The following is a 15,387-nucleotide window of genomic DNA, read 5'->3' as shown; positions in this document are numbered from 1 at the left end:
CTAAATATTTTGAGATAGCCGATAAATCAAATATAGAAAATTTGCTCCAACGTTGCTGTTAATAAAATAATAAAATTGTGCTGTGTACTATTTTGCACCTTTTTTATACGATTGTGCTATAGGTTTTTCACGCATCCGTGTAATTTGGCAGTATCTAAAAAATTAAAATAAATACTGATATGAGCACTCTTACAGAACCAAGATCAACAACGCTGTTACAGCGTCCCGAGTTCAAAAGCAGATATGATAATTATATTGACGGAAAGTTCACTCCACCCGTTAAAGGACAATATTTTGATGTAGTTTCACCCGTTGACGGTAAGAATTTTACTCAAGTGGCTCATTCATCCAAAGAAGACTTAGAGCTTGCTGTAGATGCAGCTGATAAAGCATTTCAGACCTGGAAGCATACATCAGCTACAGAAAGAAGTATCATTCTTAATAAAATTGCAGACAGAATAGAACAGAATCTGGAATACCTTGCCACAGTAGAAACCATTGATAACGGTAAAGCAGTAAGAGAAACATTAGCTGCAGATATGCCATTGGCTATAGATCATTTTAGATATTTTGCATCTGTCATCCGCGCAGAAGAAGGATCTCACAATGAACTGGATAAAGACACTGTTTCCTTAATCGTTCACGAACCGTTAGGAGTTATCGCACAGATCATTCCATGGAACTTTCCGATCCTTATGGCAACCTGGAAGCTGGCTCCGGCATTAGCTGCTGGAAACTGCGTAGTTTTAAAACCTGCAGAAAGCACTCCCGTTTCTATCATGATCCTGATGGAACTCATAGGAGATCTGTTACCGGCAGGAGTTGTTAATATTGTTAACGGTTTCGGAGCAGAATTAGGAAGAGCCTTGGTAACGAACCCTAAAGTGTCCAAAGCAGCCTTCACAGGATCCACAGCTACAGGACGTATGGTAATGCAGTACGCTACAGAAAATATTATTCCTGTAACATTGGAGCTAGGTGGAAAATCACCTAATGTTTTCTTCAATTCAGTAATGGATGCAGATGATGAATTTCTTGATAAAGCTATTGAAGGAGCGGTTCTTTTTGCCCTTAATCAGGGGGAAATCTGTACATGCCCTTCAAGACTGCTGGTTCAGGAAGGTATCGCAGATGCTTTTATCGAAAAAGTGATTGAAAGAGTAAAAGCTATCAAAGTAGGAAATCCACTGGATAAAACCGTGATGATGGGAGCGCAGGCTTCGAAAATTCAAAAAGAAAAAATACTTTCCTATATCCAGTTAGGAGTAGATGAAGGCGCTGAAGTGCTGGTAGGAGGTGATGTTAACCATCTTGGAGAAGACCTGGAAGACGGTTTCTATATTCAGCCTACGGTTTTCAAAGGAAATAACAGGATGAGAATTTTTCAGGAAGAGATCTTCGGGCCTGTATTAGCCTTTACTACCTTTAAAGATGAAGAAGAAGCGGTAAAAATTGCCAACGATACTATTTACGGATTAGGAGCAGGAGTATGGACGAGAGATGCTCATCAGCTATACAATATTCCACGTCAGATTGAAGCAGGAAGAGTTTGGGTAAACCAATACCATTCGTATCCTGCAGGAGCTCCTTTTGGAGGATATAAACAATCCGGAATCGGAAGGGAGAATCATAAAATGATGCTGGATCATTATCGCCAGACCAAAAATATGCTGATCTCCTATAACAAGAATAAGTTAGGTTTCTTTTAATATTATGTAGGACGTGCCCGATTGCCTTGGCTTTTCCCAGGGCAAACGGTCGGGCTATGCAGGGCTTCACTTCGTTTCGGTGCTTCATTACATTGCGCACCGGCTCGTGCCTCGCCGCCCTTACTATCCCTCACGCAAAAAAAGAAATCATTGACAATAATTAAAATAAAATGGGGAAACCCAAATTTGCTAAAAGATGAAGGGGACTTCAATGACAGAATCACAGGCTCAATTTAGACATGATGAGTGAGCAGGTCCGGCAAATCATATTTGCCGGACTTTTTTATGAAAAATAATAGTAAATAAGAAAAAATGGAAACAAAAATAGCAAGACTTTCTGCCACGGAAAAAGCCCTTGAAGTCATCCATGAACTTGAAGATAAATATGGTGCACTGATGTTTTATCAGGCAGGAGGCTGCTGCGAAGGTACACAGCCGCAATGCTTCGAAAAAGGAGGCTTTTTTCCAAGAATGAATGATGCCATGATCGGAACCATCAACGGACATGAATTCTGGATAGATCGCGATCTTTTCGAATACTGGAAATACTCCCATTTTACCCTGGATGTTACCGATGGCTTTGGACCCGGAGGCTTCTCATTGGAAACTCCTCTGGGAAAGACTTTCAAAGTACAATACAGACTCTTTACGCCTGATGAATATGAAAATCTGGAGCCTGTACAACGCAGTGAATAAGTTTTAGGATATACCCATCATCACTCCTTGACAAACCGGTTGACAAACATTGCAGCGACAATATCTCCCACAGAATTAAGAACTGTAGCCAAAGGATCTACCAATGTTCCGATAATCATCACTGCCGGAATGGCTTCCTGAGGTAATTTATACACCGAGATCATCAGCATTTCCCCAATATATCCACCATTAGGAATTCCACCAGCTACAATACTTACAAAAACTGTAATTCCCAATGCTAAAAGCAAGTTGGCAGGATCAAAGAAATCTTTTCCAATAATTAAAAAAGCCACATAGATTTTTATAATTGAAGACATGGAAGATCCGTTTTTATGCAGCGTAGTCCCAATAGGAATCACCAAATTGGCAATGGAATTGGGTATTCCGATCTTAGAAGCAGCCTGTAAATTGGCAGGCATAGTTGCAAAGCTGCTGCAAGTACTTATCGCAGTAAGAGTAGGGTAAATCGCATTGGTCCAAAAGTTTTTTACTCCTTTCTGCCCACTCGCCATAAATGCATAAATGGAAAAGAAGACCAAGAAATAAATAATCCCGGCAACATAGTACAACCCTAATGGTTTAGCATAAAAACCAAAAAGTTGTGGTCCTAATGTAGAAACCTGATAGGCAAAATAAGCTCCCAAACCAATGGGTGCCAGCTTCATCACCAATAAAAGAAGTTCCTTCATTACTTCATATCCAGAGGCTATAAAAACCCTGAAAGGCTGTCCGGCATCTCCTGTTTTTCGGGCTGCAAAACCAGTCATAAAAGCAAAAATAAGAAGGGCCAACATATTCTGTCTGGAAAACAAAGCAGTGAATTCTCCCACAGTAAAGAAGCTTACAATTCTATTTCCCCAGCTGTCCTCATTTGCCGCTTCTGTAATCATCTCAGAACTTCCGGAAACCCCGGAAACCGGAAACAGATACACGGCACAGATGGTGAAAATAGCAGCTGTCAGGATAAAAAACAGAAAAGTAAGCGCCATGATGAGAATGATCTTCCCAAATTTAGATTGCTGTTCCAGAGATGCAATGGAATTGGATACTGCAAAGAATACCAGAGGTACAACACTTACAAAAAGAAGATTCAGAAATATATCTCCCAAAGGTTTAATGTATTCTACAAAACCAGGAGCAACAATTCCTATAATGCTTCCTATAGTGATTCCCAGGAGTAAAAATATAATTCCGGAGTAGTTTTTCAGTACCTCTTTCATGTGGTGGTTTTTATCAAAGATAAGTTTATTTTTAACACTTCGTTATGCAATTTTCAGACCTAAAATTCATAAATTTGAGTAAACATCGTTTCTATGGCTTATATAGATTACTATAAAATTTTAGGCGTAGATAAAAGCGCAACCCAGGATGACATCAAAAAGGCTTACCGGAAATTGGCCAGAAAACTGCATCCGGACCTTAATCCTGATGATAAAGAATCAGAAAGAAAATTCAAAGAGCTGAACGAAGCCAATGAAGTTCTCAGTAATCCGGAAAACCGTACAAAGTACGATAAGTATGGAGAAAACTGGAAACATGGTGAAGAATATGAAAAAGCTCAACAGCAGCAGCAAAGACAGTATCAGCAGCAAAACTACAATGGTGGTTACTCTGGTGCAGACTTTGGTGAAGGCGAAGATTTTTCAGATTTCTTCCAAAATATGTTTGGAGGAGCAGGAACAGGTGGCTTTGGCAAAAGCTCGAGAGGAAGAGCTTCAGGAAAGTTCAAAGGACAAGATGTACAGGCAGAATTAACCCTGAATCTTAGAGATGCTGCAGTAACTCATCCGCAAACTTTTGAGATCAATGGCAAAAAAGTAAGAATTACAATTCCTGCCGGAGTTTATGATGGACAGAAAATAAAATTAAAAGGCCATGGAAATCCGGGCGTGAATGGCGGTCCAAACGGAGATCTCTATATCATGTTCAATATTCCTGTAGATCCTGATTTTGAAAGAGTAGGGGATGATCTTAAAACCAAGGTTGCTATTGATTTGTATACCGCAGTTTTAGGAGGAGACGTAAAGGTAAATACACTTGATGGAAGTGTTAACCTTAAAGTAAAGCCGGAAACCCAAAGCGGAATGACTGTAAGACTGAAAGGAAAAGGTTTTCCTGTCTATAAGAAAGAAGGAGAGCATGGCGATCTTTTTGTAACCTACGAAGTGAAAATGCCTACCAATCTTACCGATAAGCAGAAAGACCTTTTTGAACAACTTAAAAATTCCTAGGCTATGAGTGAAAGAATATCACGAGAAGAACTCGTAAGAATATACAATATAGAAATCACCTTTTTTGATGAGCTTGTCGATTATGGCCTGCTGACTATTCATGTTGAAGATGATATTCATTATCTGATGTATGAAGACCTGCCGGATCTGGAAAAATTTGCCAATTGGCATTATGATCTCGAAATTAATCTTCCGGGTTTGGAAGTTATTCATAATATGTTGAAAAAGCTGGAGGCTTTAAAACGAAGAAACAGAGAGTTGATGAACAAACTTTCAGCAATCAGTGACCAATATGAAGATATTTAGCTTAGTTTTGTAGCTTTTTAAAGCAACTATGTATTATGAATGAGGAAAAAGTGATTACATTAAAACCTGAGAGAAAGATTTTTGAAGATATTTATTTTAACGGAAATCAGGGCAGTCTGCTTTTTTCTCCTACCACTAAAGGTAAAACAATAACAACAATTGCTGCAGCTATCATTTTACTGGTTGCATTGCTTTTGAAGGATAGTTTCAGTAAAGAAAGCCAGGGAATTTTATACTTTTTCAGCTTTATCTTATTGCTTTGTGCAGTTTACTTATCCGTAAGTGTTAATAAGGTTTCAAGATGGAAAAAACAGGTTAATCATTACCTGAACACATTGGAAAAATGTAAGATCTATGAAATCAGAATTGAGCAGAATTTTTTTACAGTCAATATTGATGGAGAGAAAGAAACCAGTGAATGGAAAGACTTTGAGTTTTTTGACAGCAATCATGATTTTATTTCCCTTGAAGGAAAATACAGCTATATGTTTCCCAGAAAATCAATGAGCGAAAGAGATTATTCTTTACTCAAGACCATTTTAAAAGATAATATTAAATCATAAAAAAATCAGAGCATTTTGCTCTGATTTTTATTTTATAATGTTGTATTCTCGCTTATTCCAGCCAGCCCATTTCTTTCATCCATTCGTCATTGTAGATTTTACCTACATATCTTGAACCATGGTCGTGAAGTAATACTACGATAACATCATCTTTAGTGAACTGATCTTTCATCTGAATCAATGATGCAATAGCACTTCCTGCAGAATATCCGCAGAAAATACCTTCTTCTTTAGCCAGTTTTCTTGCATAGATCGCTCCGTCTTTATCTGTTACTTTCTCAAAGTGATCAATAACAGACATATCATAGTTTTCAGGAATGATGTCTTCACCTATTCCTTCAGTGATATAAGTATAAGCGTGATCGTAGTGTAATTCTCCGGTTTCGTGGAATTCTTTAAGAATAGAACCGTATGTATCAACACCAATTACTTTAATATCTTTATTTTTTTCCTTGAAGAATGTTCCACATCCTGTAACGGTACCTCCTGTTCCAGCTCCTGCTACAAAGTGAGTTAGTTTCCCTTCTGTCTGTTCCCAGATCTCAGGTGCTGTAGACTCATAGTGAGCTGTTCTGTTAGATAAGTTGTCATATTGGTTTACATACCATCCGTTTTCTGTCTCTTTAGCCAGTCTTTTAGATACTGAATAATATGAACGTGGATCCGTAGGTTTTACATCAGTAGGGCAAACAATTACTTCAGCACCTACAGCGCGAAGAATGTCACACTTTTCTTTAGATTGCTTGGAGTTGGTAACAAAGATACATTTGTAACCTTTGATGATAGCAGCTAATGCTAATCCCATTCCTGTATTTCCGGAAGTTCCTTCAATGATAGTTCCTCCAGGTTTTAGTCTGCCGTCTTTTTCGGCATCTTCGATCATTTTAAGAGCCATTCTGTCCTTTACAGAATTTCCAGGGTTGAATGTCTCAACTTTTGCTAAAACTAATGCTGGAAAATCTTCACCCAGTACATTGTTAAGTTTTACCAATGGTGTGTTTCCTATAGTTTCAAGGATATTTTTTGCGTATTTCATAAATGTTTTATATGCGGTGCAAAGATAATGCTTTTAAAATTATCCGTATTGAGATCATGCGCGATTACAGCTCAAAACAAATGATTAAAAGCTTAATTTTTAAAAACCAATAATAAGGTTAATTGTACTTAATAGCCTTCACCGGAGAAATCTTACTAATCAGATAACTCGGAATAATTAAGGCAAGAGCAGATATAGCCAAAATTCCTAATGAAATGGAAACAATGGCAATAGGGTTAAGATCTACCGGAACGGTGCTTACGTAGTAATTTTCCGGATTAAGTTTAATAACCCCAAAGAATTTCTGAATAAGAATTAATCCCAATCCAATAGCATTACCATATAAAAGCCCCGGGATCATAATGATAAGAGTATAATTGATAAAGGTAGCTCTGATCTGTGCATTACTTGCTCCTAAGGTCTTAAGCAAACCGATGGAATTGGTTCTTTCAATAATCAGGATAAGTAGAACCATAATAATATTGATAACCACTACAATCAGCATAATGATGATGATAAGCGCGATATTGGTATCGAAAATACTGATCCAGTCTGTAATTTGTGGGAATTTCTCCGTAGCTTTTTCAGCATAGTTTTTATAACCGATTAGCTTTTCAATGTCCGGGAAATCCTTGTCAATATCATTAACGTTTTTCAGGAAAATATCAATGCCTCCAATTTCATCAGGTTTCATATCCTGAATCTTTCTTGCATGGTTTATTCCTCCAATCACAAACTGTTCATCGATAAGTTTAATGTCTGTTCTATAGATTCCGATAATTTTAAACTTACGGTAAAGAGGTTTTTGGTCGGCTTTTAAAAATACCGTAACAATACTGTCATTAACTTTAAGGTGAAGATCATTGGCTATTTTTTGTGAAACTGCCACATCATTATTAAAGCCTACTTCTGTTACCTTGGGAGTAGTTCCGGCAATAAGGAATTTCTTAAACCTTAAGCTGTCAAAATCCTTTCCGATTCCTTTAAAAATAATTCCGGCAAAATTATGCTCATTACGCATTATCCCGGTAACGGTTACATATTTTTGAGTGGTTTCTACATCCGGAAGTTCTTTAATCTTAGCAATATTTAATCCTTGATTATCCAAAACCGAGGTATTATAAGAAGAATTGGATCGGGTAGATCTTACTGTGATATGTCCGCTAAAATCTGCGAGTCTCTCTTTAATAGCTTTTTTGGAACCGAATCCGGTGGCTACAGTAATCAGGGAAACAATGATTCCCAGTGCTACAGAAAGCCTGCCAATGAAGATGATAACCCGAGAAAGGTTATTTTTGTTATCTTTGGAAAATGCTATTTTTCTAGAGAAATATAAAGGAAACTTCAAGCTTATGAATTTAGATTTCAAAATTAAAAATTTACTTCTGATTTGCCTAATTTTTTTAGGAGTATTCAATCAATATTATTCTCAAACTCAAGTTCAACCGGATTTTAAAACCGGGGCAGATCAACCTGAGCTGTATTTACCTTTATTAGAAGGCAAAACCATTGGTGTGGTGACGAATCAGACAGGTTTGATGAGTGACAGAACTCATTTGGTGGACTTTTTAGTGAAAAACGGAGTGAAGATTAAAGCTATTTTTGCACCAGAACATGGTTTCAGAGGTGATGCAGATGCGGGAGCCAAAGTGAAAAACGGAGTAGATGTGAAGACCGGAATTCCAATTGTTTCCCTGTATGCAAGTAATAAAAAGCCGAAACCTGAACAATTGGCAGGAATAGATCTTGTGGTTTTTGATATTCAGGATGTAGGGGTAAGATTCTATACTTATATTTCTACTCTAACTTATCTTATGGAAGCGGGTGCTGAAAATAACGTTGAAGTAATGGTTCTGGATCGCCCTAACCCACATGATGGCTATACTGACGGTCCTGTTTTGAAAAAGAAATGGACAAGTTTCGTGGGAATGCATGAAGTTCCGGTAGTATATGGTCTTACTATTGGTGAATACGGAAAAATGGTGAATGGAGAAAAGTGGCTGAAAAATGGAGTTCAGGCGAAATATACTTTGGTCCAGATGAAGAATTACCATAAAAAACAACGGTATCCGATGTTGGATAAACCATCTCCAAACCTACCCAACGATAAAGCCATCAATTTATATCCAAGTTTATGCTTCTTTGAAGGAACTCAGGTTTCTGTGGGAAGAGGTACAGATCAACCTTTCCAGATTTATGGTTCACCATGGACGGAAAGCCTTCCTTATAAGTTTACTCCAAAACCAAGTTACGGAGCTAAAGATCCATTTTTGAACGGTAAATTATGTTATGGAGAAGATCTGTCCAACTATTCTAAGGATTTAAGAGAACTGAACCTTGAATGGGTGATTAAGGCATATCAGAACTACAAAAATCCTCAACTGGATTTCTTTTTGAAAAATCTTTGGTTTGATACTCTTTCCGGAACTGATGAATTCAGAAAGCAGATTATTGCCGGAAAATCAATTCCGGAGATTAAATCTTCATGGAAGAAGGATCTTGAAGATTTTGAAAAGATCAGAACCCGATATGTAGTATACGAAGATTAATCATAAATATCAATCCAGAAGAAGAGATATTGATTTGTAAAATTGAAAGCTGGAAGTTATGATGGTCACAAAAAAATATGACTAAAAATAACTTCCAGCTTCCAGTTTCCGTCTTCCAACTTTTTAATCAAAATTTTGGGGTGGAGTTTTATCGTTCTTGCCCTTATTTAATATAAAGAGTCCAATCGTTAAACCTACAACACCTGCAAAGGCAGTTAACAAGGCTCTTTGTGTTTTGTCTGGAAGATCATTTCCCAGATAATTCATTAAAAATAGGATCACAAAAGTGATCACTGAAATGATAATATGATTTTTTCCGAATGGCTTCATTGTATTATTTAAATTTGTAAGAGATCATTACACCTCCTCTGTAGGGTATAATTTCACCACTTTTGTTAAAATTCTCTGGAGAGTCATAACGTTTTCCTGTGGTTCTGTCATATCCTTTATAAAAACTTTGTGCAGTACCTATCGTAGCATACAGGTCAAGATTCCAACGTTCAGACAATTGAAACTGATATCCACCCGTAACTCCTAACATGATAGAATATCCTTTTTGATAAAGATTAGAATTCATAATATATTCTCCGTCATCTTTTTGAGTGATATTATCATTCCAATAGTTCCATTTTGAAGCTTTGTAAGCAGCAACAGAAAGGTTAGCCCCTATATACCAATGCTTGAAAGCCTCTTTGAAATAATATCTTCCTTCTGCTGAAACAGAATAATATTGTAATTCATGTCCCGCGAAAGACTTCCACGGTGAGATAAAGACATCTCCCTGAAGGGTATATTTAGGACTAATTTGTTTTTCTATACCTAAATTGAAAATACCTATTGGTAGAAAAAGAGCATTTCCCTTTACATATAAACTTTTCTCTTCGCTTTGTTCCTGCTCCTGAGCCTTTAGTGAACCTATGCTCAGGAATGCCAAAGCTCCCATTAATACTCTGTATTTCATCAAGTGTTTATTTTATTTGCTTTAATAATTCTTCCGCTAATTTGGAATCTCGGTTAGCCTGAACGGCCATGTTTCTAGACATTTCAGCGTAATTTTTTGCCATATCTTTATTTCCTGTTAATAAATAAAGTTTAGCTAAGATATAGGTGTTTTCTGAAGTTTCTCCTCTCATTACAGACTTTTCCGCCCATTCAGTTGCCTTTTTTAAAGAGGACTGTGTTTGTACATGATCTGCAAATACCCATGCGGCTCTTAAAAGCTCATCAGGATTGAAAGTTTCTGGATTTTTATAGTAATCCAAAGCTGCTTTTTCGTATTCCGGGAAATTAGCATTTAACTCGTAGTAATGAAGCTTGGTCTGGCTGAGTTTTGTAACGGCGGTTTGTTTTCCTACCAAGGGTTCAGCCATTTTCATAAAATACCCATCATTGATTTTTTTGTTTTTATCATCAATGGATTGTTCTACGATTTTTGATAGCTTTAACTGGCCATCAAATTCGTTGTATGTTTCTTCAGGAAGAAATTTAATAATTTCTGCTTTTCTGGAAGCAAAGGCTTTATAATTGGAATCTTCTGTAGACTTCAGGAAAAATAACATATATCCTATTTCTTCCTTTGAAAGAGGATCGGCTGCTTTTTTGTTTTCAAAATATCTTTCAGAGGCTTTTTTTGCAAACTCGTAATCCGTATCAGAATTAAGCTTCATAATATTGATCAGGAAATCGGGATCTTTTTCTCCGTTAGCAAACCTTTCTTTCAGAGAACCTTTTTTATTTCCCTGTGAATTGATATCCTGAGCCATCGCTACAAACATACTTTCTTCCATATAGCCTGTATTTCTGGAAACAAGTTCGCCTTCACCATTCAGGAAAAGATAAGTAGGGTAAGATCTAACTCCAAATTTGGCAGCAAGATCTCTTCCTTCACCTTTTTCCATGTCAAATCTTGCATTAATGAAGTTGGTATTGAAATATTCTCTCACGGATTTCTGAGGAAAAACATTTTTTTCCATCATTTTGCATGGTCCACACCAGGAAGCATACGCATCAATAAAAACCAGCTTCTTTTCTTTTTTGGCTTTTGCTATAATTTCTTTAAATGGTAGTTCCTGAAACTGTATAGTCTCTTGAGCAGAGATGATGATAGAGCAAACAATAGATATCCCGGAGATGATCTTCTTCATTTTCAAATAAGATTTGAAGCGAAGATAAATAATTTTCAAAATATAAAAGATGGAATCGGAATTTGAATGTTGATATTAACTAATTTTAAGACTTCCAGCTTTAGGTCCTGATTTTTTTTGAATAGAGTGGAGTTACTTTATTTTATTTTTTACCATAATAAAATGATTAGTCCTTTTTCTTAGATTCTTTATGTTCTTTACCCCAAAGTTCAAGCTGGCTGAGCACCGGAAGCAATTTTTTTCCTATTTCAGATAATTCATATTCCACTCGGGGCGGAACCTCAGCATACACTGTTTTTATCACGAGATTTTCCTGTTCCATTTTTTTCAGCTGTAGGGTGAGCATCCTTTCGGAAATATTAGGAATTCTGTTTTTTAGCTCAACAAATCTCAGCCTTTCCTGTTTAAGCTGATAACAGATGGAAAGAATCCATCGTCCGCTAATCAGGTTAACGGCATATATTTCGGAACAACAGGATTCCATTGTTTTTTTATTCTCGTTATTGGTGGATGATTCTTTAATACTCATACTAACATTTTTGTTCGCTTCATACAATCTTTTGTACACTTGTGCTATACAGCATTGATGATTTAAATTTACAAATTAAACACAGAATATAGGATATATATCCTATTCTTATAGATTTTTTATATGATGATGTTATGGATTTAAATAGAATTAATAAAGAGCTAAGAGCTAGTATTGAAAGTATTCCGTACTCGTTGGAACTTGATGAGAATATATTTTTGAACGCTCCTGAAGTGATCCAAAAGGAAAGAATAGAATTTTCAAAAGCTAATCCTGTTAAACGGCCGGATTATATTAAGGTGAAAGACATTTTCATTCCAAGCTCAGTGGATGGGGAAGAAATACGATTGCATATTTATCAGCCGGAAAAATTCAACAGGAATAAAACGTTGATTTATTTTCATGGCGGCGGTTATGTTTTTGGTTTGCCGGAGCAGGTGGACAGCCAGATGTTTGAAATAGCAGATGGATTACAGGCAACCATTGTATCGGTAGATTACAGATTAACCCCTCAACATAAGTTTCCTATACCTGTTTTGGATGGTTTTGATACTTTAAAGTGGGTGATAGATAATGGCGGGCCTCAATTGGGGATTGATCCTGAAAATCTTACTATTTCCGGAGCGAGTGCCGGAGGACATTTGGCAGCAGCAGTTACTCAGATGGCGGCTGATCAGAATATTGATAATATAAAACATCAGTTTTTATTATATCCGGTTATTCATAACGGATTGAATACACCATCTATGCAGGAATTTACAGATTCACCGTTATGGAGCAGAAAGTATGCTGAAATAGCATGGCAGCATTTTCTTGGGAAAGAAAATAGGAATAAGAGTATTACCTATTCAGACCTTACTCATTATCGTAATTTCTCTGCATTGCCTCAAACTACCATCGTGGCCTGTGAGCTTGATCCTTTAAGAGACGAAGGAATTGAGTTTTCCCAACTTTTATATCAGGCAGGTGTTGCTACCGAATTATGGGTGGTTCCCGGAGCAGTGCATGTATTCGATCTTTTTGACTGCCCTTTAACCAATGAATATAAAAAATTTATGATGAGTAAATTATTCAAATAAAAATGAAAACAAATGAAATTGCGAGAAAAAAAACCGGCTTTAATCCTAATAGATATTCAAAAAGGATTTTTTGATGAAAACTATTGGGGTGGCAATAGAAATAATAAAGATGCAGAAAAAATAAGTGGGAGAATACTGGAAAGATGGCGGGAATTAAATTTGCCAATATTTCATATCCGACACAGTTCAGCCAATCCTCAATCTAAATTGCATGAGTCTAATTCGGGATTTGAATTTAATGAGAACGTCTTACCTCAACAGGGTGAATATATTATCACCAAAAACGTCAACAGTGCTTTTATAGGAACAGATCTGAAAGAAAAATTAGACACTCAGAAAATAAATACAGTAGTGATTTTAGGAATTACAACCAATCATTGTGTTTCTACAACAACAAGAATGGCAGGAAACTTCGGATATGAAACGTATGTTATTTCAGATGCTACAGCTGCTTTTGATAGAATAGGAATACATGGAGAAAAATATGATGCAGAACTGGTTCATCTTATGGCATTGGCCAATTTAAATGAAGAATTTGCAACGGTTCTGAATGCTGAAGAATTATTAAAAAGCTTGTAGAAAGTTTTGAAATCCTGAAAGTTTTGAAACTGTCACAATGGTGACAGTTTTTGTTTTTTTTAACAAAGCTACTTTTCTTCTGAATTTTTGATCAGAAATAAGTCATATTCAGAGCAAATTTTAAGATAATTTTAATTCACTAAATGGTCCTGAGATCTTTGTTATATCTTTGCAAACGAATAATTTATCTACAGAGGCGATCTTAAAAAATATAGGCTTTACTCCAGCATTGTTAAGGTTTTCTGTGTAAGAAAATAGAATGCAGAAGAAATTGAATATTAGCTTTAAACACGCCTTATCCCAAAAATCTATTTACGTTGCCGCTTTATCCACCTGTTTGATTGCAGTTGTGGCTTTTGCTGTTTTAAGTCATTTAATTGCCGAAGATAATCGTAAAAATAATGAAGACTTTGCGAAAAAGACTTTCTTCAGAAAATATGAATCTGTGGAAAGCGAATTCAGGAATATTGAAGATTATCAATATCTGCTTCGTGAGTTGATTCAAAAAGACGGATTGAAAAATTATAGAGATTATTCTCTGGTTTTAAATGATTTAAACAAAAAAAGAAACCTGCTAACCTATAGTTGGTATTATTACGACAATAGTAAAACAGGAAAATATGAAAGTAATAATCCATTATCCGGTATTTTCAAGGAGAGAAATAAAGAAGGAGGATCTATTGCCATAAAAAATAGTGGTTCCGGTCACTTCAAAGATCTTTTAATAAGCCGTAAAGACAGTATGTTCTGGGTAAGTTATGACTCTCTAGTATTGCCGCAGAAAAATGTTCTGTATTATGGTTCTACTGTAAGTTTGGATGATCTTCATCAATATTTTACCAATGTAGATAAAAGCTCCAATACCTATGCTTATGTTTTTACCAAAGAAGGAGTCTGTATTACCCATCCTGAAAAAAAGTATATCGGGAAGAATATTTTCAACTTTACAGATATTAAGGCAAAAGACACTTTATGCAGTAATGTAAAATCAGGATATACAGAAGGGTTGGCCAACTCAGAATATTTGGCAATGGAAGTCACTCGCTTTATAAAACCTTTGAAAACGGACAATTTTGATGGATATGCAGTGGTAAATTATGTCAACTTTATTACGGATGAAAATATCGATAAAGTAAAAACCTATACGGTTTATATATTCCTGGCGGCTTTATTTATGATTGTTACTGTTTTCATTTTATTCCAGAGGTCTACCAGTATAGCTTATAAGGAAAAAGAAAAGATACAGTCCGAGAAAAATCTGCTATTGATAGAGAATGAAAAAATGCATAAAGCGGAAGTCATTAACCAGTTGCAGCAGCTTAAGAATAATATCAACCCGCATTTTCTGTTCAATTCTTTGAACTCTTTATATATGTTGATTGGAATTAATAAGGAGAACGCCCAGAAGTTTACAATGAATCTTTCGAAGATCTACAGATACCTGATTGTTCCACCAAAGGGAAATATAGTACCTGTTTCCAAGGAAATTGATTTTATTCAGAAATATATGGAGCTTTTGAAAAGTAGGTTTGATGAAGAACTGAATTTCCAGCTTATCGTAAAAGATCCTGAAAGCTTAAAGAAACGAATTCCCTATTTATCTCTTCAGATTGTCACGGAAAACGCTATAAAACATAATGTTGCGACAATAGATCAACCTTTGGAAATTACAATAGAAGTAGAAAGAAAAGGGATCACAGTAAAGAATACCTATCAGCCCAAAACGGAAGGAGTGCAGGGAGAAAAATTCGGAATTGATTATTTGAATCAGGTTTATGAGTATTTTAGAGAAAATCCGCTTCATATTTCTGTAGATGGTGAAAAGTTTATATGTTTTTTGCCATTAATGAAATAAAATGGAAAAATCCATTCACTCCCGAATAATCACCTTTCACTCCCTAAAACACTCTATATAATTCACTATACCTATAGCTTTGCCAGCTGAAACTAAGATATTTACTATTTG

Annotated in this window: 16 protein-coding genes; 9 read left to right on the top strand and 7 right to left on the bottom strand. The window is 36.0% G+C overall.

Translation table 11 applies throughout. From position 1 onward, the window contains the following. The first annotated feature begins 179 nt into the window (after positions 1-179). Both BLS98_RS14930 and BLS98_RS14925 read left to right on the top strand, forming a co-directional pair. Positions 180-1,709 carry an aldehyde dehydrogenase family protein gene (locus BLS98_RS14930; protein ID WP_089737287.1) on the top strand — a complete coding sequence of 510 codons (1,530 nt, stop codon included), beginning with the start codon at positions 180-182 and terminating at the stop codon, positions 1,707-1,709. Between the two features lie 312 nt (positions 1,710-2,021). Further along, positions 2,022-2,405 (top strand): DUF779 domain-containing protein, encoded by a 384-nt coding sequence (locus tag BLS98_RS14925; RefSeq protein WP_089737286.1) that lies wholly within the window; start codon positions 2,022-2,024, stop codon positions 2,403-2,405. A gap of 20 nt (positions 2,406-2,425) precedes the next feature. Here the strand turns inward: BLS98_RS14925 and BLS98_RS14920 are convergent, their stop codons facing one another. Continuing rightward, on the bottom strand, positions 2,426-3,625 hold the full coding sequence (locus BLS98_RS14920) for a dicarboxylate/amino acid:cation symporter (protein ID WP_089737285.1): 1,200 nt from the start codon (positions 3,623-3,625) through the stop codon (positions 2,426-2,428). Between the two features lie 93 nt (positions 3,626-3,718). Between BLS98_RS14920 and BLS98_RS14915 the strand changes: the two genes are divergently transcribed. The 3 genes from BLS98_RS14915 to BLS98_RS14905 are packed head-to-tail and all read left to right on the top strand — an operon-like array spanning position 3,719 to position 5,505. After that, on the top strand, positions 3,719-4,636 hold the full coding sequence (locus tag BLS98_RS14915) for a DnaJ C-terminal domain-containing protein (RefSeq protein WP_089737284.1): 918 nt from the start codon (positions 3,719-3,721) through the stop codon (positions 4,634-4,636). A 3-nt stretch (positions 4,637-4,639) separates the two neighbouring features. Next, the gene (locus BLS98_RS14910) at positions 4,640-4,942 is read left to right on the top strand and encodes a chaperone modulator CbpM (protein WP_089737283.1); all 303 of its coding nucleotides are present in this window, start codon (positions 4,640-4,642) and stop codon (positions 4,940-4,942) included. Between the two features lie 35 nt (positions 4,943-4,977). Beyond that, positions 4,978-5,505, top strand: coding sequence for a hypothetical protein (locus tag BLS98_RS14905; RefSeq protein ID WP_089737282.1), 528 nt, complete (start codon positions 4,978-4,980; stop codon positions 5,503-5,505). Positions 5,506-5,557: 52 nt separating this feature from the next. On the opposite strand, the gene BLS98_RS14900 is transcribed toward BLS98_RS14905, so the two are convergent. After that, positions 5,558-6,541, bottom strand: coding sequence for a PLP-dependent cysteine synthase family protein (locus BLS98_RS14900; RefSeq protein WP_089737281.1), 984 nt, complete (start codon positions 6,539-6,541; stop codon positions 5,558-5,560). 118 nt (positions 6,542-6,659) lie between these two features. After that, positions 6,660-7,889, bottom strand: a complete 1,230-nt coding sequence (locus BLS98_RS14895; RefSeq protein ID WP_089737280.1) for an ABC transporter permease — start codon at positions 7,887-7,889, stop codon at positions 6,660-6,662. 4 nt (positions 7,890-7,893) lie between these two features. On the opposite strand from BLS98_RS14895, the gene BLS98_RS14890 reads away from it, so the two are divergent. Next, entirely contained in the window at positions 7,894-9,090 is a 1,197-nt protein-coding gene (locus BLS98_RS14890; RefSeq protein ID WP_089737352.1) for an exo-beta-N-acetylmuramidase NamZ family protein, read from the top strand. A 123-nt stretch (positions 9,091-9,213) separates the two neighbouring features. Here BLS98_RS14890 and BLS98_RS14885 read toward each other — a convergent pair whose 3' ends face one another. The 4 genes from BLS98_RS14885 to BLS98_RS14870 form a co-directional block, all read right to left on the bottom strand. Next, positions 9,214-9,420 (bottom strand): hypothetical protein, encoded by a 207-nt coding sequence (locus BLS98_RS14885; protein WP_089737279.1) that lies wholly within the window; start codon positions 9,418-9,420, stop codon positions 9,214-9,216. Positions 9,421-9,424: 4 nt separating this feature from the next. Further along, positions 9,425-10,051, bottom strand: a complete 627-nt coding sequence (locus BLS98_RS14880) for a DUF3575 domain-containing protein (protein WP_089737278.1) — start codon at positions 10,049-10,051, stop codon at positions 9,425-9,427. Between the two features lie 7 nt (positions 10,052-10,058). Next, positions 10,059-11,234: a thioredoxin family protein gene (locus tag BLS98_RS14875; protein ID WP_089737277.1), complete on the bottom strand. Its 1,176-nt coding sequence runs from the start codon at positions 11,232-11,234 to the stop codon at positions 10,059-10,061. 166 nt (positions 11,235-11,400) lie between these two features. Next, positions 11,401-11,763, bottom strand: coding sequence for a winged helix-turn-helix transcriptional regulator (locus tag BLS98_RS14870; protein WP_089737351.1), 363 nt, complete (start codon positions 11,761-11,763; stop codon positions 11,401-11,403). Positions 11,764-11,897: 134 nt separating this feature from the next. On the opposite strand from BLS98_RS14870, the gene BLS98_RS14865 reads away from it, so the two are divergent. The 3 genes from BLS98_RS14865 (at position 11,898) to BLS98_RS14855 (ending at position 15,276) form a co-directional block, all read left to right on the top strand. Then, positions 11,898-12,842 (top strand): alpha/beta hydrolase, encoded by a 945-nt coding sequence (locus tag BLS98_RS14865; RefSeq protein WP_089737276.1) that lies wholly within the window; start codon positions 11,898-11,900, stop codon positions 12,840-12,842. A gap of 12 nt (positions 12,843-12,854) precedes the next feature. Then, positions 12,855-13,421 (top strand): cysteine hydrolase family protein, encoded by a 567-nt coding sequence (locus tag BLS98_RS14860; RefSeq protein WP_089737275.1) that lies wholly within the window; start codon positions 12,855-12,857, stop codon positions 13,419-13,421. A gap of 259 nt (positions 13,422-13,680) precedes the next feature. Then, the gene (locus BLS98_RS14855) at positions 13,681-15,276 is read left to right on the top strand and encodes a histidine kinase (RefSeq protein WP_228425236.1); all 1,596 of its coding nucleotides are present in this window, start codon (positions 13,681-13,683) and stop codon (positions 15,274-15,276) included. Positions 15,277-15,387: the final 111 nt, after the last annotated feature.

This window comes from Chryseobacterium jejuense (assembly GCF_900100075.1).
GTDB lineage: Bacteria > Bacteroidota > Bacteroidia > Flavobacteriales > Weeksellaceae > Chryseobacterium > Chryseobacterium jejuense.
This window is presented reverse-complemented; position numbering and strand designations above follow the sequence as displayed.